General features: G+C 72.0%; 17 protein-coding genes and 1 tRNA gene. 9 read left to right on the top strand and 9 right to left on the bottom strand.

Features of this window, described 5'->3' with window-relative positions:
* Positions 1-74: 74 nt before the first annotated feature.
* From EL245_RS02005 to EL245_RS01980, 6 genes are all read left to right on the top strand, one after another.
* Positions 75-151: transfer RNA gene (locus tag EL245_RS02005), tRNA-Pro, on the top strand.
* Positions 152-466: 315 nt separating this feature from the next.
* Positions 467-1,699 (top strand): hypothetical protein, encoded by a 1,233-nt coding sequence (locus tag EL245_RS02000; RefSeq protein WP_126381598.1) that lies wholly within the window; start codon positions 467-469, stop codon positions 1,697-1,699.
* Positions 1,700-2,234: 535 nt separating this feature from the next.
* On the top strand, positions 2,235-3,446 hold the full coding sequence (locus tag EL245_RS01995; protein WP_126381596.1) for a polysaccharide deacetylase family protein: 1,212 nt from the start codon (positions 2,235-2,237) through the stop codon (positions 3,444-3,446).
* 152 nt (positions 3,447-3,598) lie between these two features.
* Complete coding sequence (locus EL245_RS01990) at positions 3,599-5,161, top strand: glycosyltransferase (RefSeq protein WP_126381594.1); 1,563 nt, start codon at positions 3,599-3,601, stop codon at positions 5,159-5,161.
* A 149-nt stretch (positions 5,162-5,310) separates the two neighbouring features.
* Positions 5,311-6,702 (top strand): hypothetical protein, encoded by a 1,392-nt coding sequence (locus EL245_RS01985; protein WP_126381592.1) that lies wholly within the window; start codon positions 5,311-5,313, stop codon positions 6,700-6,702.
* Positions 6,703-6,898: 196 nt separating this feature from the next.
* A complete protein-coding gene (locus EL245_RS01980; RefSeq protein ID WP_126381590.1) occupies positions 6,899-8,065 on the top strand; it encodes a calcium:proton antiporter in 1,167 nt (388 codons plus the stop codon).
* Here the strand turns inward: EL245_RS01980 and EL245_RS01975 are convergent.
* Positions 8,049-8,492 carry a protein-tyrosine phosphatase family protein gene (locus EL245_RS01975; RefSeq protein WP_126381588.1) on the bottom strand — a complete coding sequence of 148 codons (444 nt, stop codon included), beginning with the start codon at positions 8,490-8,492 and terminating at the stop codon, positions 8,049-8,051. The two genes, EL245_RS01980 and EL245_RS01975, sit on opposite strands and share 17 nt — an antisense overlap.
* Before the next feature lie 209 nt (positions 8,493-8,701).
* Complete coding sequence (locus tag EL245_RS01970) at positions 8,702-9,178, bottom strand: cupin domain-containing protein (protein WP_126381587.1); 477 nt, start codon at positions 9,176-9,178, stop codon at positions 8,702-8,704.
* A 135-nt stretch (positions 9,179-9,313) separates the two neighbouring features.
* Here EL245_RS01970 and EL245_RS01965 point away from each other — a divergent pair, with 135 nt between their 5' ends.
* Positions 9,314-10,162: an HAD family hydrolase gene (locus tag EL245_RS01965; RefSeq protein WP_126381585.1), complete on the top strand. Its 849-nt coding sequence runs from the start codon at positions 9,314-9,316 to the stop codon at positions 10,160-10,162.
* A 28-nt stretch (positions 10,163-10,190) separates the two neighbouring features.
* On the opposite strand, the gene EL245_RS01960 is transcribed toward EL245_RS01965, so the two are convergent.
* The 7 genes from EL245_RS01960 to zwf form a co-directional block, all read right to left on the bottom strand.
* Entirely contained in the window at positions 10,191-11,270 is a 1,080-nt protein-coding gene (locus EL245_RS01960; RefSeq protein WP_126381582.1) for an alpha/beta hydrolase, read from the bottom strand.
* 52 nt (positions 11,271-11,322) lie between these two features.
* Positions 11,323-11,859, bottom strand: a complete 537-nt coding sequence (locus tag EL245_RS01955) for an RNA-binding S4 domain-containing protein (protein ID WP_126381581.1) — start codon at positions 11,857-11,859, stop codon at positions 11,323-11,325.
* A gap of 107 nt (positions 11,860-11,966) precedes the next feature.
* Positions 11,967-12,929 (bottom strand): HNH endonuclease family protein, encoded by a 963-nt coding sequence (locus EL245_RS01950; protein WP_126381579.1) that lies wholly within the window; start codon positions 12,927-12,929, stop codon positions 11,967-11,969.
* A 22-nt stretch (positions 12,930-12,951) separates the two neighbouring features.
* Complete coding sequence (locus EL245_RS01945) at positions 12,952-13,875, bottom strand: aldo/keto reductase (protein WP_126381577.1); 924 nt, start codon at positions 13,873-13,875, stop codon at positions 12,952-12,954.
* 77 nt (positions 13,876-13,952) lie between these two features.
* Positions 13,953-14,762: a 6-phosphogluconolactonase gene (gene pgl, locus EL245_RS01940; RefSeq protein WP_126381575.1), complete on the bottom strand. Its 810-nt coding sequence runs from the start codon at positions 14,760-14,762 to the stop codon at positions 13,953-13,955.
* Position 14,763: 1 nt separating this feature from the next.
* The gene (locus EL245_RS01935) at positions 14,764-15,759 is read right to left on the bottom strand and encodes a glucose-6-phosphate dehydrogenase assembly protein OpcA (RefSeq protein WP_126381573.1); all 996 of its coding nucleotides are present in this window, start codon (positions 15,757-15,759) and stop codon (positions 14,764-14,766) included.
* Positions 15,756-17,336, bottom strand: coding sequence for a glucose-6-phosphate dehydrogenase (gene zwf / locus EL245_RS01930; RefSeq protein ID WP_197719433.1), 1,581 nt, complete (start codon positions 17,334-17,336; stop codon positions 15,756-15,758). Before zwf ends, EL245_RS01935 begins: the two co-directional genes overlap by 4 nt.
* A gap of 300 nt (positions 17,337-17,636) precedes the next feature.
* Here zwf and gndA point away from each other — a divergent pair, with 300 nt between their 5' ends.
* Complete coding sequence (gene gndA / locus EL245_RS01925) at positions 17,637-19,103, top strand: NADP-dependent phosphogluconate dehydrogenase (RefSeq protein WP_126381571.1); 1,467 nt, start codon at positions 17,637-17,639, stop codon at positions 19,101-19,103.
* Positions 19,094-21,766, top strand: coding sequence for an aminopeptidase N (pepN, locus tag EL245_RS01920; RefSeq protein WP_232009832.1), 2,673 nt, complete (start codon positions 19,094-19,096; stop codon positions 21,764-21,766). The genes gndA and pepN overlap by 10 nt, the downstream gene beginning before the upstream one ends.
* The last annotated feature ends 142 nt before the right edge of the window (positions 21,767-21,908 follow it).

The following is a 21,908-nucleotide window of genomic DNA, read 5'->3' as shown; positions in this document are numbered from 1 at the left end:
AGGGCGATTTCGGCTCGAGCCCGATCGTGGGCTAAGGTTCTACACGTCCCGCTCGGCAGCCCGCCGCGGGGCAACGGGCTGTGGCGCAGCTTGGTAGCGCACTTGACTGGGGGTCAAGGGGTCGTGGGTTCAAATCCCGCCAGCCCGACCAGATGATGGTCACCGTCGAAGGACGGTGACCATTTTTCTGCGCAGACGGAGCGAGCCCCTACTGGCGCGTCAGGACGACGCGTCGTGGGGGCAGGTGGACCCATGGAAGCCGCACCTGACGTTCGGGGCGCGCGCGACCAGTGAGGCCCTGACCGACTGGCACCAGGACCTGCTGCGGGTCCGACGGAGATGACCGTCTGACGGCGATCCCAGGTGCTGCCCGCAGGTAGACTCACACCGCTCGTCGGGCTCGTGCCGCCATCCACCGCTGAGCGTGCTGTCGAACGGAGGAGGGCGGTAAGGAGGGCCGGACACCGTGGCCGATGAGGTCGAGCTGGTTCAGGACAACGAGGGTCTGGCTGTCGTTGGTGAGCAAGGCGCTGTGAGGAGGTTCCTGGAGCAGGCAGGTCTGTGGGAAGCGTCCCAGGACCTTGGTCTTGAAGGACTCGGATCAGTGCTGGACATCGCTCCCGGCGTCGCCGAGGCCGCGTTGAGCGCGTCCTCAACCGCAGGGCGATATGTCAAGTTGACTGAGGAGTCCGCCCGAGACATCAGGGAGCTTGGACTCGTGCCGACCAAGACCGACGGCATCAGCTACGCGATGGTCGGTCAGCCGGGGTCGATCGCCAAGTGGGTCCGGATCGAGACTGGTGTGACGTCATGGCTCACCAACCCTGCGATCCTGTCCGGCGCGGCTGGGATCATGGCACAGCTCGCCAGGCAGCAGGAGATGAAGGAGCTCAAAGGGCTCCTGGAGTCCATCGACGGCAAGCTCGATGACGTACGCCGCGGGCAGAGGGACAAGGACCTCGCCAAGATGGATGGCGCCAGAATGGCCATCGACGAGGCCATGAACCAGCGTGAACACGGTGCCGACCGTGAGACCGCCTGGGGCAAGGTCGAGCACACGAAGGCGACCGTGTTCGAGGTCGAGGCGAAGGCGCTCCGTGAGATCGCAGCCCTGTCGAACAAGGTGGACAAGGACGCCAGCGCCGGGAAGCTGAGGAAGACCGCAGAAGAGATCGCGAAGGAGGCTGCGGTGTGGCTGGCGGTCCTGGCTTCCTGCTTCCAGCTGGAGGACCAGCACGCGATTCTCGAGCTGGACTATGTCAGGGCCACCGCACCGTCGAAGCTGGACGCGCACCGGCTCAGCCTGGACAAGGCGCGGAGCGAACGTCGCGACAAGGTCGTGAAAAGCACGGTCCAGCTGATGAACCGGCTTGACGAGGCCGGCGGGACGGCAAGTGAAAAGATCATCCTCCATTGGAGGGAGGCGCAGGCGGTGGTTGACTCAGTGAACACCGTCGGCAGGCAGATCGATCAGCTCTACGCGCCTCTGGGAATCGAGCCTCAGCGTGCGCCCCTGACAGCGCCCGGCTGGGGGGAAGCGCTGCGTGACCGGCAGCAGTGGCAGAAGGCTCGCGAGGAGATCAAGCCAGCGGCTACGGCTGCTGGGGTCGCGCTGTTCGCATTAGCGGCGGCAGCCATAATGAATGCCAATGATCATGACTCTCCCTCTGATGGAGACGAGTCGGACGAGGACGCCTGACGCAGATACTCACCTCCAAGAGTCCAATGTCCGCCCGGTTCATGGAGTGCGAAGGCTCCTGATCGAGCCCCGGGTGCTCGTGACCTCAGGATCGTCTTGCAGCGCGGCAGCGACGTTCTCTCGGGTGGGTGGGCTGCGGGGAAGCCACCACGCGTGCCGCGAGGGCAGGTGCAACCAGCTGCACCGTGGGTGCGGCGGTCCGTCGTTCACAACCTCCTGAGGAGCGACAGTTAGGTAGCCCTTAGCGCGCGCCTTGCGAGGCGTCTATCGTGCGAGACTCAGCATCTGAGCGGCGATCTTCGTGAGAACCTCCAAGATCATCGTGGGCACTCAGGGCACAAGGTGCATGCCACTTCTCGGCCCATGTCGGTAGCCTGTGGATGCGGTCAGCATCGCCTCCGCATTTGCTGAGAGCATGCGCACATCAGCCCCTGTGGACCTGGAGCAGGGACTGGGCTCGGCAGCAGCTGTCCGTCTTTCCGTCACTTCTGATCGACCCTCGTCACCCCTGATCGACCCTGAGGAGAGCACACCCATGACCGACGGCGTCCCGCCCACCGGCGGAGCATCCAGCCAGATCCTCTTCGCCCCCGCCTACGGCTCCTCGCCCTACCGCGAGCGCACCGTCATCTCCGACATGCAGGACGCACAGGCCTGGGTCAGGTCGAGCGCCGGGGGCTCCCTGCGCGCCGACACGACCACCTTCGCGCGCGGCACGCAGTCCCTGGAGCTGACCACCACCGGCGACCCGGCGCGCCCACTCGCGATCGACCTGGCCCTGGGCGGCGTCGACATGTCCCGCTGCCAGTGGGACCTCATGCTCCGGGCCGAGGACCACCAGACGATCGACAGCATCTGGCTGGAGGTCGGGCAGGACGACTCCTCCTTCCTGCGCCTCGACGTCGTCCCCGACCCCCGGACACTGCGGACGGGAGGCTGGAGCAGGGTGACGGTCAACCGGGCCGCCACCCGCTCGGTCACGGGCCGGCCGGCGCTGTCCCGCGTCACCCGCGTCAGGGTGCGCGTCAACTCCAGGGCGGGCTCCGGGCCCTCCCGCGTGTGGCTGGGCTACCTCGGCCTCCTGCCCGTCGAGGACTCCGGGGTGGTGTCCATCTCCTTCGACGACGGCTACGACACCGACTACACGACGGCGCGCGTCATCATGCAGCGTCACGGCATCCCCACCGGGACCTCCTACGTCATCGCCGACAAGATCGGCCTGCCCGGCCGGATGACCCTCGACCAGCTCAAGGAGCTGCGCGACGTCCACAACTGGGAGATCGCCGCCCACGCCACGACCGACCTGACGACCCTCGACGAGGCCGGCCTGCGCGGGGAGTTCGAGAGGATCAAGAGCTTCCTCATCGACAACGGGCACCACGGCTCGGCACACCACTTCGCCCTGCCCATGGGGCGCTACAACGAGCTGGTCCTTCAGATCGCCCGGCAGTACTTCTCCACGGTGCGCACCATCGACGTCGCCCACGAGACCGTCGTCCCCGGCGACCCGATGCGGTTACGCGTGTTCTACACGGGCCGCTACACCACTGAGGCCCAGGTGACCCGGGCCCTGGCCCTGTGCGCGGAGCACCGCTCATGGACGCACATGGTCTTCCACCGCGTCCTGGCGGTGCCCGACGGCGCCCCCGAGACGGTCGACGCCGCCACCTTCGAGCTGTTCATGTCACGGGTGGCGGACAGCGGACTGCCGGTCAAGAAGATCGCCGAGATCGTCCCCGGCACCTGACAGAGCCCGCGGGCCGCTGCTCGGCCCGCAGGCACCACCCACACCGGCGGGCGCCGGCCTGTCCGACGCCCGTCCGCGGGCGGCCACCCGCGACCCGTGTTTCTCAACCCTGCCGACCCGTCCATCCCGTGCCCACCCTGAAAGCCGCTGATATGCACTGGTCCTTTGGAATGTTCGTCGTCCTGGTGTGCCTGCTCATCGTCATCTCCTGCCTCGTGGTCAAGCTGACCTTCAAGCGCGGGATGAACCCCAGGGACGAGCAGCGCATGCACTCCGGCGGACGCCGCCGCCTACGCACCACCCGGCGCCCCGTCGCCACCCGTGAGGAGGCCGCGGCCTTCGCCAAGGAGTCCGGCCTGCCCCGGGCCCTGGCGAGCACCTCGGGATTCTCCCCGGCCCTGCTCGTCATCAGCCTCGCCCTGGCCCTGTGGCTCTACTGGCGCGTCATCATCACCACCCGGGCGAACTTCGACCCCTGGCTCATCTGGACCTTCAACGTCGTGTTCGTCATCGTCGCCCTCCAGCTCCTCCTGGCCAGCTTCGAGGGCCGCATCCCCGGCGGGCACAAGCACCACCGCATCGCCGTGCTCATCCCCCTGTACAACGAGGACCCCGAGGTGGTCCACCGGATGCTCACCGCCCTGGTGCGCCAGTCCACCCCGCCCGACGAGATCCACGTCGTCGACGACGGCTCGACCCAGGGCTCCTACCGCGAGCAGCGAGAGTGGTTCATGCGGCTCATCGCCGGCGAAGGCATCTACGGCACCTGGCAGCGCACGAGGAACCGGGGCAAGCGTCACGCCCAGGCACAGGCCTTCCAGCAGATCCACGACGCCGACCTCTTCGTGACCGTCGACTCCGACTCCATGCTCGACTATGAGGCGATCAAGGAGATCTCCCACCCTTTCAAGGACCCCACGATCATGTCGGTGGCCGGGGTCATCCTGGCGACCAACTCCAGGGTCAACCTCCTGGCGCGGATCACCGACATGATCTTCGTCGGCCAGCAGCTGACCGACCGCTCCTCGATGTCCCGCCTCGGCTCGGTGCTCGTCAACTCCGGGGGACTGGCCGCATACCGGTACCAGATCCTGGCCGACAACATCGAGACCTACATGAACGAGAACTACCTGGGCCGTCACGTCGAGTTCTCCGACGACTCCATGCTCACCCTCTTCGCCCTGCTCAACGGCCGGACCGTCCAGCAGCCCACCGCCTTCGCCTTCGCCTGGATGCCCGACCGGTGGAGCCACCACTACCGCCAGCAGGTGCGCTGGTTCCGCGGCTCCTTCATCCGCGGCCTGTGGCGCATCCGCTTCCTGCCCCTGGCCTCCTGGGGCTGGTGGCGCCAGGTGACCGGGTGGATGCAGCTGTGGGCCGTCAGCTCGGTGTTCATCTACCTCGTCATCCTGCGCCCGCTGACCACCACGCACGGCATCCCCGTGGAGGTCGTCATCGTGCCCGTGCTCATCGGCCTGGCTCAGAACTCGCGGTACGTGCGCGTCTGGCGCTCTGACATGACCGCCCTCGAGCGCTACACGCTTCTCCTGCTCTCACCGCTGGCCACGCTGTGGACGACCGTCATCCTGCGCCCCCTGCGCATCTGGGGGATGCTCACGAGCGCCAAGATGGGCTGGAACACCCGCCAGCAGATCGAGGTGACCTCCTCAGAGGGGGAGGGGGAGGAGACGGCTCAGGCGGCCCCGGCGGCCTGAGCCGCACCGAGGCTTGTCCTCCGAGGCTCCGAGGCCTCGAGACGGGCAGGTCCCAGGAGCGGGGCCGAGGCCCGGTTGCTATCGTCGGGGCCGCGCGGTGCGCGACGTCCTCGTACCGGGCCGATCGGGCCCAGCCGGAAGGAGAGCCGATGTCCCCCTACCTGCTGCGCCGCCGCGCGGCGCTGGCCACCGTGCTCACCCTCACGGCCTGCGGTGCGCCGGCCTGCTCGTCCACGAGCAGCGCCCCGGCCACCGGCCCCGCCTCGGCTCCCGCGGTCGCCAACCCCTTCGACGCGCTCTACGACCCCGACTTCACCCTGAGCACCCTGTCGGATGAGCCTGTGGCCCCGCTGTCCCGCCCCGAGCGCGCCACCGGCCTCGAGCAGGCCACCGTCGACCCGACCTACGGCACCCTGCTGTACCGGGCCACCGACGCCGCCGACTCCCTCCAGGCCAACGGCTCAGCCCGCATGCGTCACGAGTACAGCCGCCGCCAGGCCTTCAACGCCGACAACACCCGCCACCTGGCTCAGGACGGCTCGGGCGCCTGGCACCTGTACGACTCCACCACCTTCGCCCACCTGGCGGTCCTGACCGATCTCGTCGGCGACTGCGAGCCCCTGTGGCACGCCTCCGACCCCCGCCTCCTGCGCTACACGGGGCGCAACGGCTCGACGACCTGGCGCTCCCTCGACGTGGACACCGGCCGCTCGGAGCTCCTCTTCGACTTCGCCGACGCCACCCCCTGGCCCGAGGCGGCCTCGTACTGGACGAAGGGGGAGGGCACGACAAGCGCCGACGGCCGCTACCTGGCCCTCATGGCCACCACCTACGACGACGCCACCCAGTCCACCACGATCCACGGCCTGGTCGTCCTCGACCTCGACGAGCGCACGATCGTCGGCACCCTCGACGCCGCTGAGTTCCCCGTGCCCCACGCCCTGCCCGACCACGTCTCGACCTCCGCCAGCGGCCGCCACGCGGTCGTCTCCTGGCTGGCAGGGGAGGGCGGGACGGTCGCCTACGCCCGAGACTTCTCCTCCAGCCGCGTCCTGACCCAGGGATCGGAGCACTCCGACCTGGCCTTCGGCCCCGACCACGAGGACTACCTGCTCTACGCCGACTACACCTCAGGCGCACTCGTGGCCCTCGACCTGGACACGGGGGAGTCCTTCGAGCTGCGCTCGCTCTACCCTGAGGCAGGGGAGTCCTACGCCCTGCACGTGTCCGGGCAGGCCCATGACGCCCCCGGATGGGCGGTGGTGTCCACCTACGCGGACAGCGCCGACTACGGCACCACCGCTCCCGCGCCGACCCTGCGCCCGGAGTACCGCAAGGTCTGGCTCGTCGAGCTCGTCCCCGACGGCAGGGCCCTCAACGTCGTCCACACCCGGGTCTCCGAGACCGGCGCGACCGGCTACTTCGCCGAGCCGCAGGCCACCGTCTCACGCGACCTGAGCCGGATCCTTGTCGCCTCGGACCTCGGCTCGGGAACCATCGAGGACTACCTCATCGGCCTGCCGAGCTGGGTGAGGCGCTGACCGTACCTGCTCGGTGGGTGAGGAGCGTGAGGGCCGGGTCCCGGTCGGCCCTTCGAGGGCGTCGTCGAGGGCCCTCGACGAGCGGGCGGCCCATGCGCGTGACCAACCCGTCCGTTAGGGTGGGAGGGCAAGATGCCGGCGGGACGACCCGACGCACAGCGCACGCGGGGACGGCCCCGCAGAACAGGGTCACCCGATGCCTGCTCGCTCCTGCCTCCGCACGGTGCTCACGACCGTCCTGACCCCCACCGCCGCCCTCCGGGTCGCCCTCGGCTGGGGCTCCTTCCTCGTCGTCCTCCTCGCTCGGCCCGTCCTGGGCGCAGGCCTGCCGGCCCTCGCGCTGGTGACGGCCTTGACCACGATCGTGGCCGTCGTCATCGCCTGCGCCTTCGGGGTCGTCATCCAGGCGGAGCGTCTCGCCCAGCGCCTGGGCGACCCCTACGGGACGCTCGTGCTCACCCTGTCCGTCGTCGTCATCGAGGTCATCCTCATCTGCGCCGTCCTGCTCGGCCCGGGTGAGCACACGACCGTCGCGCGCGACTCCGTCATGGCCACGACGATGATCGTGCTCAACCTCCTCGTCGGCGCCGCCCTCGTTGTCGGGGGCCTGCGTCACGGGGACCTGCGGGCCAACCCCACCGGGGTCTCGGCTTACCTCGCGCTTCTTGTCGTCCTGACCGCCGTCGCCTTCGTCCTGCCCGGCACTATCGGCGTCGACGGGTCCTACTCCTCCGACCAGGCGGTACCTGTCATCGTGCTCGTCGTGGTGCTCTACGGGTTCTTCCTCCACCGCCAGACGGGTGCTCAGAGCCCAGACTTCCAGGAGGTCACGGGGGTGGAGCCCGGCAGTGACGCAGGCACCGTCGACCGCGAGACCCGCCAGGGGGCCGGTACGCCACGCCACGAGCACCTGGCCGAGGTCATCGCCAGAGCCGTTGTCCTCCTGGTCACCGTGACCCCCGTCCTCCTGCTCTCACACGACATGGCCGTGCTCCTGGACGACGGTCTGGGCCGGCTCGGGGCGCCGGTCGCCCTGTCGGGTGTCCTCATCGCCACGGTCGTGCTCCTGCCCGAGGGCATCGCCACCGTCCGGGCGGCGTGGAGAGGCCAGGCACAGCGCGTGGCCAACCTCGCCTACGGTGCCCTCGTGTCCTGCGTCGGGCTCACCCTGCCCGCAGTGCTCGCCATCGGCGAGCTGAGCGGACAGAGAGTCGTCCTGGCCGAGACCCCCACGAACCTCGTGCTCGTCGGTGTGAGCCTGCTGCTCACCCACGTGACCGTGAGCGCCCGGCGGCTGACCGCCGTGCACGGCTCCGCCCACCTCGCCGTCTTCGTCCTCTACGGGCTCAGCGTGTTCGCGTGACGGCCCCGAGCGACCGCTCCACCCAGGTCCTCTGCCACGGGGTCTCGACGGCGCGAGGGTGGTACGTCCTGCGAACCCAGGCGACGGCGTCCTGGGACGGCACACCGCTGAGGACAGCCAGCAGCGCCATGGCCGTGCCGGTGCGTCCCACCCCACCGTCGCAGGCGATCTCGACCCGTTCGTGCGCGGCCCGGCGGTGAGCCTCGCGCAGCACGGCCACGGCCCGGTCGGGCTCGGCAGGAAGCCGGAAGTCGGGCCACCGCACCCACAGGTAGGGCCAGCGGGTCACCTCCGGCTCCCTGCCGAGCAGGTAGACGGCCAGCTCGGGGTCGGGGACGCACCCGCGCGGCCGACGGCGCCCGGTGCCCCGGACCCGGCGACCGTCCGGCAGGGTGACGACACCCTCGACGGAGTCCCACGTGCTCACCGTGACAAGCTACCTGGCGCACATGTGTCACTGTGGACCACATATGGGGCTCCGCATGGCTCACGTGACGGAGATGATTGGCGGAATCATGCGGGTCCTACTCGGCACCGAGGCGAGTTGGCCGGGCAGTTGTGGTCCACAGTGACACTTTTTCGTCGAGTGCCAACCCGTCGTCCCCGACGATCACGTCGCCGGTGGCCCTGGCGACCTCAGGCGTGGGAGTCCGCGGCCCGCCGACCGGACTGCCAGGTCCGCGCCGGAGGCTCGTCACGTCTCGCCTCCTCGTCGGCCTCGGTCTGCGCGGCGGTGGCCTGGACGATGCCCTGCGCGTGGTGGACGGGAGCGTAGGTCGTGTGCAGGCGCAGCGGCTCATCCCTGGTGTTGACGACATCGTGCCAGGTGCCTGCCGGAACCTGGATCGACCAGCCGTCGCTCACCTCCTGGGTCAGGGTCAGGTCCTCGGCGCTCGGTCCCATGACGCAGCTGCTCTGGCCGGCGTCGATGCGGATGAACTGGTCGATCTCGGGGTGGGTCTCCAGGCCGATGGGCTCACCCGGCCGGATCGACATGAGCGTGACCTGCAGGTAGGTGCCGGTCCACGCCACCGTCCTGTAGCTCTCGTTGCCCACGGTGGCGGCCTCGAGGTCGAAGACGTTGGGCTGGGGTCCTTTGTCAGTGACGGTCATGATGCTCTCCTTGGGCTCTGCCCGTGCACTGTGCTCACTCGAGCCTACGTAGGTTCCCACACGCACGCGCCCACCTCCGCCCTGCGCGCAGGCGTCCGCTCCCGCCACCGGCCCCTGACCTGCCAGAATCCCCCCATGACCCGCACCCTGGCTCTGCCCGACCTGCCCGACACCGTCGACCTGCGTCTGGTCGTCACCGACATGGACGGCACCCTCCTGGCCGCAGACGGCGCCCTTCCTCAGGGGCTGGACCGCACGACCGAGCTGATGCGGGAGCGCGGAGTCCTCTTCGTGCCGGCCTCGGGCCGTCAGCTCCACAACATCCGTGACGTGCTCGGCCCCCTGGCCCTCGACGGGCCGGTCATCGCCGAGAACGGCACCTACGTCGTCCAGGGCGAGGAGGAGATCCACTCTGACACCCTCGACACGGACCAGGTGCGTGCCGCCGTGGGCGCCACCCGACAGCTGCACGAGACGGGCCAGGACATCGGCGCTGTCGTGGCCACGAAGCAGCGCGCCTGCGTCGAGCGCCGCGACACGCGCTTCGTCCAGGAGTGCTCCCGGTACTACGCCCGGCTCGAGGTGGTCGACGACCTGCTCGCCCTGCCCCTGGACGACGTGCTCAAGGTGGCCGTCTACTCCTTCGGTGACATCGAGCGTGAGGCCGCTCCCACCCTGGCCGCCGCAGCCCCGCAGGCCCAGACGGTTGTCTCCGGACGTCACTGGACGGACATGATGCCGCCCCTGGCCTCCAAGGGGCGCGCCCTGGCCGCGCTCCAGCGGCGCATGGGGATCAGCGCGGCGCAGACGGCCGTGTTCGGCGACTACCTCAACGACCTCGAGCTCTACGACCACGCCGAGCTGTCCTTCGCCATGGCCAACGCCCACCCGCAGGTACTGGCCCGTGCCCGCTACACGGCGCCGGCCAACACCGACCGGGGCGTGCTGCGCACCATTGAGGCGCTGCTCGACCGGATGGCCTGAGCCCCAGGAGCCTTCCGGCACGCTGGGCTCAGCTGCGCAGCGCCCGCCCCAGGGCGTCAAGGGCCTCGGCGCGGAAGTCGCGCATGGCCGCCGACCACGTGCAGTGGTCGGCGCCGTGGTACATCCCCGGCTCGACGCGCACCTGGACGTCGGCACCCGCCTGCCGCAGGCGCTCGGCGTAGCGCAGGTTCTCCTCGACGAACAGGTCGAGCTCGCCCACCCCGATCCACGCGTCGGCGAGCCCCGACAGGTCCTCGCACCGGGCGGGCACCGCCCAGGGCCGGTTCTCCGGCTCCCCGGCGCGGTGGCCGAGGTAGGCGGCCCAGCCCTCGGCGTTGGAACGAGCCGTCCACACGTACTCCCCGCGCCCGGGGACCTCGACGCCCCCGGCCCCGGTGCGGTCGTCGAGCATCGGGTAGACGAGCAGCTGGAAGGCGATCGAGGGCACGGTGCTCCCTGGCCGGTCCGGGCCCGCACCCCGGTCCCTGCGCTCATCTCGCACCCGTTGGGCCAGGGCGGCCGCCAGCCCGCCGCCCGCGCTCGACCCGCCGACGGCGATGCGCGCCGGGTCGACCCCCAGCCGCTCGGAGTCCTCGGTCAGCCAGCGCAGCACGAGCGCACAGTCCTCGATCGCGGCGGGGTAGGGGTGGGCGGGGGCCAGCCGGTAGTCCACCGAGACGACGAGGATGCCGAGCTCACGGGCGATCCTCGTGCACAGCATGTGGTCCTGGGCCGGTGTGCCCGCGATGAGACCGCCTCCGTGGAGCCACAGCAGCGCGCCGGTCGGCCCGGCGGCGGCCCGCTCGGCCGTCTCGTAGACCCACACGGGCACCTCGCCGTCCTGCCCGGGCACGGCCTGGCGCTGCCCCAGGCCCACCGGGAAGACGCGGGAGGCCACTGCCGCCACCCGTGGCGGGACGACGGTGGGCTCCTGGGGCGCGCCGGTGGGGCCGCGTCCCAGGGCGAGCAGGGGAGCGCGCAGCTCCGGGCGCACCCGGCTCAGGCCCGGTCCGAGCTCGTGGCGGCGGACCGCCAGGACGCCGACGGCGCTCAGCCCCGCCAGCGCCAGTGCCCCCAGGGAGGCCCGGCGTCGTCCGGAGGGCCCCATCACCGCCACCACCGCTCCGACCGCACGAGGGGCCAGGGCCGACCAGGATCCGTCACGACGACCTCCTCCCACCGGTCCCCGGCTCAGTAGCGCGGGGGGCCGGCCGGTCAAGAAGCCGTTCGATGTCCTCAGCCGCCTGAAGGGACTGGGGGCCGCCAGCACGATCCACGCCCCGCAGGGCGTCGAGCTGACGACGCTCCTTCTTCGTGGGGCGGCCCGCGCCCCGGGCGCGCAGGACGGGCGCCGGCGCGTCCAGGGGGGAGGGCAGCGGATCCGAGACGTCGTCGTAGGCGGTGCGCGCCACCGGGGCGCCCACCCGCTTGACCAGGATGCGCCTGACGACGAGCCGGCGGTCGAAGCCCCTGACACGCACGCGGATCTCGTCACCGACGCCCACGTGCTGGGCGGGTTTGGCCGCCTCCCCGTTGACGCGCACGTGCCCCGCCCGGCATGCGGCCGTCGCCGCCGAGCGGGAGCCGACCTGGCGCACGCTCCACAGCCACACGTCGACGCGAGCCGAGGACAGGCCCTGCTCGGCGCCGCCCGCCTCGGGCCCAGCCTGTCCCGATCGCCCCCGTCGTCTCGTCATGGTCCCCATCCTAGGACGATCCCCGAGGCGGCCCGGGGAGCACCTCCAGGACGCTCCCGGACGCTCCCAGACCGGGCTCGTCGCGCCCGAAGGGCCCACCGGACGGCTCAACGGCGGCGCGCCCGGTGCGGCCTGCGCCTCAGTGCCCGGCGCGCCCGGAGCAGGACACCCGTGCCGACAAGGGCCAGGCCCACCGCCGCCAGGAGCGCCGGACCGGGCTCGCCGGTCAGCTCGCGCACCGTCGCCGTCGTGCGCTCGGCCACCGAGACGGACCCGTCGCCACCGGCGGCGCAGTCGGTCAGGGTCTCGTGCAGCGCCTGTCGGTCGGCCTCGGGCAGGCCCAGGGAGTAGGCGGAGGCCACCGACACGAAGCGCGACGCGTACTGGCAGCGGTAGGAGCTCTGGGGCCACCACCCGGATCCGCCCGCGGTCTGCCACGTGCCGGTCTCGGTCGATCCCATCGGGCAGGTCGCCGGCCCGCAGCCGGACTTCGACTGGTTGGCCTGCCCGTCGACGGCCAGCAGGTTGAGCGGGTCGTTGGCCGCCAGGAGCCGGGTGCGTGCGTCCCACTGCCAGGCGCCGTGGGCGTAGAGGTAGATCAAGGGGACGACGTGGTCGACCTGGACCGCCGCGGAGGTGTCCTGGCCTCGCTGGAAGGCGACCGTCGTGCCGGTGTAGGGGTCCTCGAGGGTGCCCGACCACACCGTGGCGTCGGGGCACACCGCGGCGCCCTGACCCGCTCCCTCGCCTCGGCCCTGGAGACCCGGGGCCCGGGAGAAGTCAGGGTCGGCCAGGTCCCTGGCGAGGATCTCGTTGCGGGTGTCGCAGCCGTCGCCGTCGACGTCCTCCCAGGACTCGCCGAACCATCCCGTGCGCGAGCCCCCCTCACCCCAGGACACCGGTGCGGGGGAGTCCTCGGGCAGTCCCGCCAGGGCCTCGAGGGCCTTGTCGGCGCTCAGGACCTGGTCGCCCCGCTCGTCCCAGGCTACCTGCGCGGCGGCCGGCGGCCCCACGGGAGCCAGGCCGGCAGCGGGAGCGAGCACCAGGGCCAGAAGAGCCAGTGACCTCATCGGACGGTCCGGAGCCGGGATCTCAGGGGACGATGTACCCGGCGGCGCGGAACACCTCGTACCACTGCTCGCGGCTGAGCCTTGTCCGCGCCCCCGCCGCGGCCGCGCGGACCCGCTCGGGCCGGGTCGTGCCGAGCACCACCTGGATGTCCGCCGGGTGCCTGAGGATCCAGGCCGTCGCGATCGCCTCGGGAGCCACTGCGTACTGCGCCGCGAGGCGGTCGATGACCGTGTTGAGCGCCCCGAAGCGGGCCGTGTCACCGAGGAAGGGGCCGGTGCCGTCGCCGTTCTGGAAAGGAGACCAGGCCTGGACCGTCGTGCCGGTCAGGCGGCAGTAGTCGAGGATCCCGTCGGTGCGCACGAGCGACTGGTCGTGGCGCATGTTGAGGGCCACGCCCTCGGCGATCATGTCGGCGTGGGTCACCGACAGCTGGAGCTGGTTGGCGAGGAGGGGCTGGTCGACCACCGAGCGCAGGAGCTCGAGCTGGCCGCGGGTGTGGTTGGAGACCCCGAAGTGCCTCACCTTGCCCGAGGCGCTCAGGGCGTCGAAGGCGGAGGCCACCTCCTCGGGCTCGACCAGGGCGTCGGGGCGATGAAGGAGGAGCACGTCGATGTAGTCGGTGCGCAGAGCCGCCAGCGACTGGTCGACCGAGGACAGGATGTGCTCGCGGGAGAAGTCGAACCAGCCGAAGCGGATGCCGCACTTGGTCTGGATGATGACCTGCTCGCGCTCGGCGGCGCCCCACCCCAGCGCGGAGCCGAAGCGCTCCTCGCACAGGTGGTCGCGACCGTAGATGTCGGCGTGGTCGAACATGGTGACGCCCTCGTCGAGGGCGGTGCTCACGAGGGAGCGGATCGCGGCGTCGTCCATGTCGGCGACGCGCATGAGACCGAGGATGACGCAGGGGGCGCTCAGCGTCGAGCCGCCCAGGGGGATCATTCGCATGGGCGGAGCCTAGATCATGGTGCCGCGGGCTGCCGCCTGCGGGCGCGGGGCTGTGGACAACCGCCCCGGGAGGTCCCTCAGCCCGGGACCGTGGACAGGTCGTGGGCGGCCGGGGCGTCGAGGTACCAGGTCGTGCGCTCCCCGCGCCCGCAGGACGCCGGGGCGGTGAGGACCTCGGGACGGCCCAGGCCGAGGGCCGCCGCCTGCGCCTTGCCCGCGCCCGCTGCCACGACCATGACCTCCCGGCCCCGCTGGATCACCTCGAAGGTGAGCGAGACCCGCTCGGGGGGCGGCTTGGGAGAGCTGCGCACGGCGACGGTCGTGCCCGCGGCCAGCGCCGCGGCGTGGCCCGGGAACAAGGAGCACACGTGGGCGTCGGGCCCCAGGCCGAGGTGGATGACGTCGAAGCGCCCGTCGGCCGGGCCGCTGCGCTCGAGCTCGGCACGCAGCGCCTGCGCCGCGGCCTCGACGTCGGCGACCTCATCCGGCCCGGGGACGCGGTGGACACGCGCCTCAGGGATCCCGGCGTCCACGAGCGGCTGGGCCAGGGCGTCGTTGCGTTCGGGGTGGCCGCGCTCGACGAAGCGCTCGTCACCGAACCACAGGTGGATCGCCTCAAGCCCGGAGCCAGGTCGCAGGCCCGCGCGCTCCAGGGCTGCGGGCAGCACCTCGGCCAGGGCCTGGCCGCCCGAGCCGCCGGTGAGCACGAGGTGGCCCGCGCCCCGCTGGGCGACGGCGGCTACCAGGGCCGCGGCGGTGTCCCGCCCGGCGTGCTCGGCGGCCTCCGCCAGGTCGGTGTGGACACGGAGCTCAGGGGCGGGTAGGGCCGCAGCGCCCGCTTCGATCGCCTCTCGGGCAGGCGGCTCGGGGCTCACAGGTCGGGTCATGTCAGTCCTCCCGGGAGTGGTCGGCGTCAGCCGCGTCAACGGCGTGAACAGCAGGAACGGCAGGAACGGCACGGTGCGAGCACTCGGCTGCGAATGAGGCCAGGACCTCCTCGTAGACGAGGTCGGGGGTCAGGCGGCGCAGCTCCTCGTTCATCGTCGACACCGGCTCGCGCCTGGCCATGATGACGACCTGAGGCTCCCGGGCGCCGGGCCGGCGGATCGAGACCCGCTCGTGGTCGGTGCGGGCGATGACGAGCTCCCCGGCGGGGGTGCGCGCCGTGATCGTGTCGATGCCGTGGGCGCCGGGGACGTCGACGCGCTCGACGGGCACCCCCAGTCGCAGGCGCAGCCAGCACACGATGAGGGAGACCGCGGCGTTGGCGGGCTCCCCGGCCACGACGATGTCATCGATGCCCTGGTCCCGGAGCACCGGGTCGAGGATCGAGGCGACCATGGCCCGCCACAGGGTGATCCTCGTCCAGGCCAGGTCGATGTCCCCGCGGACCGAGGAGGGGGCCAGGGCGGCCAGGGCCGCCGAGGGGTCGGGCAGGGCCGGGGTGTTCGTGATCCGGGTGGTGGCCAGGCGCCCCAGGGGGCTGGAGGCGGGGTGCTCGGGGGGAACGCAGGGCCACCAGACGACGACCGGCACGTCGGGCAGGAGGAAGGGCACGACGAGGGTGTCGACGTGCTCGGCGACCCTCCCGCGAGGCAGGAGGACGATCGTCTCCCCGGCACCGGCGTGGTGGCCCACGCGGATCTGGGCGTCAAGGCGCCCGTCGGGCTCACAGACGTCGCCCGCCTCGGGCCGCACGAGGGCCACGATCCGGCAGGGGTGGTCGCGGCTGGCCCCGTGGGCGGCCTCGAGGGCCTTCTCCAGGCCTGCGGCGTCGGTGTCGACGACGAGGGTGAGCACCCGGGAGCCGCCGGCCACGCCCTCGTGGGACAGCAGGGCCGAGACGATGCCGTCGGTGGTCGTCGCGTCGAGGGTCGTGATCATGAGCGCCTCCAGGTGCGGTTGTCGCGGGCGAGGAGCTCGTGGGCGCCCTCCGGCCCCCAGGAGCCGGGCCGGTAGTCCTCCGGCCGGCCGTTGGCCGCCCAGTGCTCGATGACGGGGTCGAGGATCCGCCAGGACAGGTCCACCTCGCGCTGGTGGGGGAACAGGGGGGCGTCGCCGAGGAGGGCGTCGAGGATGAGCCGCTCGTAGGCCTCGGGGGACTCCTCGTTGAAGGTGGCCCCGTAGCCGAAGTCCATCGACACGTCGCGCAGCTCCATCTGCGTGCCGGGGACCTTGGAGGCCAGCCTCATCGTGATGCCCTCGTCGGGCTGGATCCGCAGGACGACGGCGTTGGAGCCCACGCCCGCGGTGGCCGCGGGGCCGAAGGGCAGGAAGGGAGGCTGCTTGAAGACGACCGCGACCTCGGTGACCCGGCGCGCCAGGCGCTTGCCGGCGCGCAGGTAGAAGGGGACCCCGGCCCAGCGCCTGTTGGCGATCTCCAGGCGCAGGGCGGCGAAGGTCTCGGTGCGCGAGTCCGGGGCGACCCCGTCCTCATCGAGGTAGGCGCGCACCGGGACGCCGCCCTGGTAGCCGGCCGCGTAGCGTCCGCGCGCGGTCGTCGCGTCCAGGTCGAGCAGCCCGTCGCGCTCCAGGCGCACCGCGGCGAGCACCTTCTCCTTCTCGGCACGCACCTGCGGGGCGCTCATGCTCGTGGGCTCCTCCATCGCCGTGAGCGCCAGGAGCTGGAGGAGGTGGTTCTGGATGACGTCACGGGCCGAGCCGATCGTGTCGTAGTAGCCGGCCCGCGTGCCGATCCCGATGTCCTCGGCCATCGTGATCTGGACGTGGTCGACGTAGCGCTGGTTCCACAGGGGCTCGAACATCGTGTTGGCGAAGCGCAGCGCGAGGATGTTCTGGACGGTCTCCTTGCCCAGGTAGTGGTCGACGCGGAAGACGTCGTCGGGGCGCACGATCCGGCCCACGAGCTCGTCGAGCTCACGGGCGCTGGCCCGGTCGTGCCCGAAGGGCTTCTCGATGACCACCCTGCGCCAGGACCCGGCTGCCTCGTCGACGAGCCCGGAGGCGGCGATCCTCTCGGTGACCGCCGGGAACCACCCCGGAGGGATCGACAGGTAGAAGGCGCGGTTGCCGCTCGTCCCGCGGTCGGCGTCGAGCCCCTCGACCACCGTGGTGAGCCGGGCGTAGGCCTCGTCGTCGGTGAAGGAGTCGAACTCCACGAAGCGCATGCCTGCGGCGAGCTGGTCCCAGATCGCCTCGCGCCACGGCGTCCGGGCCCGCTTGCGGACGTTGGCGGCGACGTAGTCACGCATGTCCTCGTCGCTCCAGGGCCGGCGGCCGACTCCCACAAGGGAGAAGCTGGGGGACAGCAGCCCCCGGTTGGCCAGGTCGTAAACGGCCGGGAGCAGCTTGTGGCGCGCCAGGTCGCCGGTGATCCCGAACATGACCAGGACGCAGGGCTCGGCCACGCGCGGCAGGCGCAGGTCACGCGGGTCCAGAAGGGGGTTGGTCCGGCGACGCGGATCCGCCGCGCCGCTCCGCACTGGGTCGAAGACGTCCACGGAAACCTTCCTGCTCAAAGGCGCCCGTCACCGGGCCTTGCCCGCCCACTGTAGATGATGCCCCCTGCTCAGCCCAGCACCGCGCCGGGCCAGGAGGCCCGCCACCCGCGCCCCGGGCGGCGATCCCCTGCCGAGCCCCTGCCGAGCCCCTGCCGGGCCGGTGCCCGGGCCCTCCGGGGCGCCCCGCCCGGCCCGGGGTAGGCTCGGCACGGGCGCCTCCGGGCGCGCCGGCCATCCCATCGCAGCACGCTGCCGGGCCCACAGGCCCCAAGGGCACGAGCAGGACACGAAAGGCATGACATGAGCGACTTCGCCCCGGCCCCGGCCTCGGCAGACATCGGCGTCTACGGACTGGGGGTCATGGGCGCCAACCTCGCCCGCAACCTGGCCCGCCACGGGCACTCCGTGGCCGTGTTCAACCGCACCCTGGCGCGCACCGAGCGGCTCATCTCCCGTCACGGCTCCGAGGGCGACTTCGTGCCCTCGGCGCGGCTGGAGGACTTCGTGGCCTCCCTTCGGCGTCCGCGCGTGGCGATCATCATGGTCCAGGCGGGTGCCGGCACGGAGGCAGCCATCAACCAGCTGCGCGAGCTGCTCGAGCCCGGCGACATCATCGTCGACGCGGGCAACACCTTCTACAAGGACACCCAGCGGCGTGAGGCCTCCCTGAGGGAGCAGGGGATCCACTTCGTGGGCACCGGCGTGTCCGGGGGAGAGGAGGGCGCGCTCGAGGGCCCGGCGATCATGCCCGGCGGGACGGCGGAGTCCTACGAGCGGCTGGGGCCGATGCTCGAGTCGATCTCCGCCCAGGTCGACGGGGAGCCCTGCTGCACGCACGTCGGCCCCGACGGGGCCGGCCACTTCGTCAAGATGGTCCACAACGGCATCGAGTACGCCGACATGCAGCTCATCGCCGAGGCCTACGCCCTGCTGCGTGACGTCGCCGGGCTGAGCGTGGCCGAGATCGCCGAGGTCTTCGGCTCCTGGCGCCACGGAGAGTTGGAGTCCTACCTCATCGACGTCACCGCCGAGGTGCTGGCGCGGGTGGACCCGGCCACGGGCGAGCCCTTCGTCGACGTCGTGCTCGACGCCGCCGGCCAGAAGGGGACCGGCGCCTGGACCACCCAGACGGCCCTCGAGCTCGGGGTGGCGGTGCCGGCCATCGCCGAGGCGACCTTCGCCCGCGCCGTGTCCTCCTCGACCGCGCTGCGCGCCGCCGTGCGCGCCGCCGACCTGGACCCGGGCACGACCGCTGTGGCCGTGGAGGACCGTGACGCCTTCGTGGAGTCCGTGCGCCTGGCCCTCTACGGCTCGAAGATCGCCGCCTACGCCCAGGGCTTCGACGAGATCGCCACCGCCTCGGCCGACAACGGCTGGGAGATCGACCTGGGCGCCATGGCCCGCATCTGGCGCGACGGCTGCATCATCCGCGCCCGGTTCCTCGACGACATCATGACCGCCTACGCCCAGGACCCCTCCCTGGTCAGCCTCCTTACGGCGCCGGCGCTGTCCGCGGCGCTCCAGTCCGCCCTGCCCGCCTGGCGCGAGGTCGTCGCCACCGCCGCGCGGTCGGGGGTGGCCGCACCGGCCTTCGCCTCCTCCCTGGCCTACGTCGACCAGCTGCGCGCCCCGCGCCTGCCCGCCGCCCTCATCCAGGGCCAGCGCGACTTCTTCGGCTCGCACACCTACCACCGTGTCGACGACCCTGAGGGCGTCTACCACGTGCTGTGGGCCCAGGCCGGCCGCCCCGAGGAGAAGTGGGACTGACCGCCGTGCCCCTGAGCCACGCCCCGGCCCGCGCCTCGGGCCGGGGCAACATCGGTCGTGAGGAGGCCGCCTGGCGCTCCGGCGTGCTGCGCCTCGAGGCGCTCGAGGTCGTGGTCGACCTGTGCGACACCCGGTCGCCCGGGTGCTCCGTGTTCGACGTCCGCTCCACCCTGACCCTCGTCGTCGAGGAGCCCGGGGCGGCCGGCCTGTGGGTGGACTTCGTCGGGGAGCACGTCCGGGAGACGGCCGTCGACGGCGTCATCGTGCCCGTGGCGTGGGACGGGGCGCGCCTGGCCCTGCCCGAGCTCGCCCCGGGCAGGCACACGGTTGACGTCGGAGCCCGGGGCCGCCTGTCGAACTCGGGACAGGGCCTCAACCGCTTCGTGGACCCGGTGGACTCGGCCACCTACCTGTACACCCACTTCGAGCCCTCCGACGCCCGGAGGGCCTGGCCCTGCCTCGACCAGCCCGACCTCAAGGCGCCCTTCACCCTGACCGTCCTGCACCCGGCGTCCTGGACGGTCCTGGCCAACGGCGTCGTCGAGTCCACCAGGCCCGCGGACCACCGCGAGGGCTGCACGGTCACCCGCATGTCCACGACACCGCCCCTGCCCAGCTACCTGACCGCCCTGGCCGCCGGGCCCTGGCACCGGGTCACCTCCTCGTGGTCCTCGCCCCTGCGGCCCGAGGACCCCGCCGTCGAGCTGTCGTGGTCGTGCCGGGCCAGCGTGGCCAGGCACCTCGACGACGAGCCGATGGCCATCACGGCGGCCGGCCTCGACCTGTTCGACCGGGTCTACGGCTTCCCCTACCCGTGGGGCTCCTACGACAGCGTCCTGGTCCCCGAGTACAACCTGGGCGCCATGGAGAACCCGGGCTGCGTCACCTTCAACGAGGACACCTACCTCCTGAGTGACAGGGCCACCCGAGCCCAGCGGGCTGAGCGGGCAGGGACGATCCTGCACGAGATGTGCCACATGTGGTTCGGCGACCTCGTCACCCCCCGCTGGTGGGAGGACACCTGGCTCAAGGAGTCCTTCGCCGAGCACCAGGGGGTCTGGGCCCAGGCCGAGGCCACCGCCTACACCGAGGCGTGGGTCTCCTTCGCCTCGAGGCGCAAGGCCTGGGCCTACCGCGAGGACGCCCGGCCCTCGACGACCCACCCGATCGTCGCGCAGGTCGACGACGTCGAGGCGGCGCGCCAGGCCTTCGACGGGATCACCTACGCCAAGGGCGCGGCGGTGCTCAAGCAGCTCGTCGCCCACCTGGGCCAGGAGGTCTTCCTCACGGCGGCCAGGCGCTGGTTCACCGAGCACGCCTACGGCAACGCCGACCTGACCGACTTCATCGGCACGCTGTCGGAGGCCTCCGGTCGGGACATGTCCTCCTGGGCGCAGGCCTGGCTGTCCACCTGCGGGCCCTCGGTCATCAGCGACGAGATGACGACGGCTGAGGGGCTCCTGACCTCCCTCGTCCTGACCCAGGAGGGCCTCGACCCGCGCACCGGCGAGCAGGTGCTGCGACCCCACAGCCTCGTCGTCGGCCTGTACTCCTTCGAGGGCCCGGGCGGCGAGCTCGTGCGCACCCACCGGCTGCCGGTGTCACTGACCGGGCCCCGCGCCGAGGTCCCCGGCGCCGCGGGCCTGCCGGTGCCCGACCTCGTCACGGTCAACGACGAGGACCACACCTACGCGGTCGTGCGTCCCGACCCCGCCTCCCTGGCCACCGCCCGGCGGGCCCTGCACCGCCTCACCGACCCGCTGACCCGGTCCCTGTGGTGGTCCTGCCTCGACACCCTCGTGCGCGACGCGATCATGGCCCCGGGCGACTTCGTCGAGACCGTGCTGGAGCGCGCCACCGACTCCTCAGAGACCGCCACCCTCACCACCGTGCTCGACCAGGCCCTGACGGCCGCGGTGCGCCTGTCCGAGGGACAGGAGCGCGCCCGGCTCCTGGGGGACCTGACCGGGACCCGCGGCCCGGAGGGACAGGGGGCCTGGGGCCTGCTCATGGCCGCGGCGCCGGGCTCCGACGCCCAGCTCGTGCGCGCCCGGGCCTGGATCCGGGCCGCCGGCGAGGGCCTCGTGCTCGACCCGGCCGCCCGCGCCTCGTGCGCCTCCCGCCTGCGCCTGCTGGCCGACGGCGGGCTGGAGGGCCTGGTTGCCGACAACGACCTGCGTTGGCGGGTCCTGGCCGCCCTGGCCTGCCTCGGGGAGGTCACCGACGCCGAGCTGGACGACCAGCGTCGCACCGACCCCTCGTCCACGGGGGCCGTGCGCCACCTGCGGGCCGTGTCCTCCCTGCCGTCGGCGGACCTCAAGGCCGAGGTGCTCGAGCGGCTGCTCACCGACGCCACCCTGAGCAAGGACCAGGTGGCCGCGCTCGTGGTCGGCTTCGCCGTCGACAGCCACCGCGAGCTGACCGCCGGGAGCACCGGGACCTACCTGGGGGCCCTCGAGGAGCTGTGGGCCTCCAGGCCCCAGGAGTCGGCCACCCGCCTCGCGGTCGGGCTGTTCCCCGCCGCGGGGGAGGCCGGCGACCTCGCGGCCGTCGAGACGTGGCTGGCCGACCACCCCCACGCCCCGGCGGCCCTGCGCCGCCTGGTCCTCAAGGGCCGCGACGACCTGGTCCAGGTGCTGCGGGTGCGCGCGGCCGCTCACTGAGCCGTCCCTGCCATCCGTGCCTTCCGTGCCGTCCGTGCCTTCCCAGCGTCCCCGACCGGAGGGGTCCTGCCGTCTTCGGCGACCTCAGGACGGGCCACGCGTTGCGACGGGAACGGGGGGCGACGGTATGGTGAGCCCATCG

The sequence above is a fragment of the Actinomyces howellii genome, from assembly GCF_900637165.1.
In the GTDB taxonomy this organism is placed as follows: domain Bacteria; phylum Actinomycetota; class Actinomycetes; order Actinomycetales; family Actinomycetaceae; genus Actinomyces; species Actinomyces howellii.
Note: the sequence above shows the minus strand (reverse complement) of the source record. Positions and strands in the feature narration are given on the sequence as shown.

Excerpts from the sequence above, each read along its gene's own strand:
- EL245_RS01995 (WP_126381596.1), top strand. The coding sequence starts at position 2,235 with ATGACCGACGGCGTCCCGCCCACCGGCGGAGCATCCAGCCAGATCCTC.
- EL245_RS01990 (WP_126381594.1), top strand. The coding sequence starts at position 3,599 with ATGCACTGGTCCTTTGGAATGTTCGTCGTCCTGGTGTGCCTGCTCATC.
- EL245_RS01985 (WP_126381592.1), top strand. The coding sequence starts at position 5,311 with ATGTCCCCCTACCTGCTGCGCCGCCGCGCGGCGCTGGCCACCGTGCTC.
- EL245_RS01980 (WP_126381590.1), top strand. The coding sequence starts at position 6,899 with ATGCCTGCTCGCTCCTGCCTCCGCACGGTGCTCACGACCGTCCTGACC.
- EL245_RS01970 (WP_126381587.1), bottom strand. The coding sequence starts at position 9,178 with ATGACCGTCACTGACAAAGGACCCCAGCCCAACGTCTTCGACCTCGAG.
- EL245_RS01965 (WP_126381585.1), top strand. The coding sequence starts at position 9,314 with ATGACCCGCACCCTGGCTCTGCCCGACCTGCCCGACACCGTCGACCTG.
- EL245_RS01960 (WP_126381582.1), bottom strand. The coding sequence starts at position 11,270 with ATGGGGCCCTCCGGACGACGCCGGGCCTCCCTGGGGGCACTGGCGCTG.
- EL245_RS01955 (WP_126381581.1), bottom strand. The coding sequence starts at position 11,859 with ATGACGAGACGACGGGGGCGATCGGGACAGGCTGGGCCCGAGGCGGGC.
- EL245_RS01950 (WP_126381579.1), bottom strand. The coding sequence starts at position 12,929 with ATGAGGTCACTGGCTCTTCTGGCCCTGGTGCTCGCTCCCGCTGCCGGC.
- EL245_RS01945 (WP_126381577.1), bottom strand. The coding sequence starts at position 13,875 with ATGCGAATGATCCCCCTGGGCGGCTCGACGCTGAGCGCCCCCTGCGTC.
- pgl (WP_126381575.1), bottom strand. The coding sequence starts at position 14,762 with ATGACCCGACCTGTGAGCCCCGAGCCGCCTGCCCGAGAGGCGATCGAA.
- EL245_RS01935 (WP_126381573.1), bottom strand. The coding sequence starts at position 15,759 with ATGATCACGACCCTCGACGCGACGACCACCGACGGCATCGTCTCGGCC.
- gndA (WP_126381571.1), top strand. The coding sequence starts at position 17,637 with ATGAGCGACTTCGCCCCGGCCCCGGCCTCGGCAGACATCGGCGTCTAC.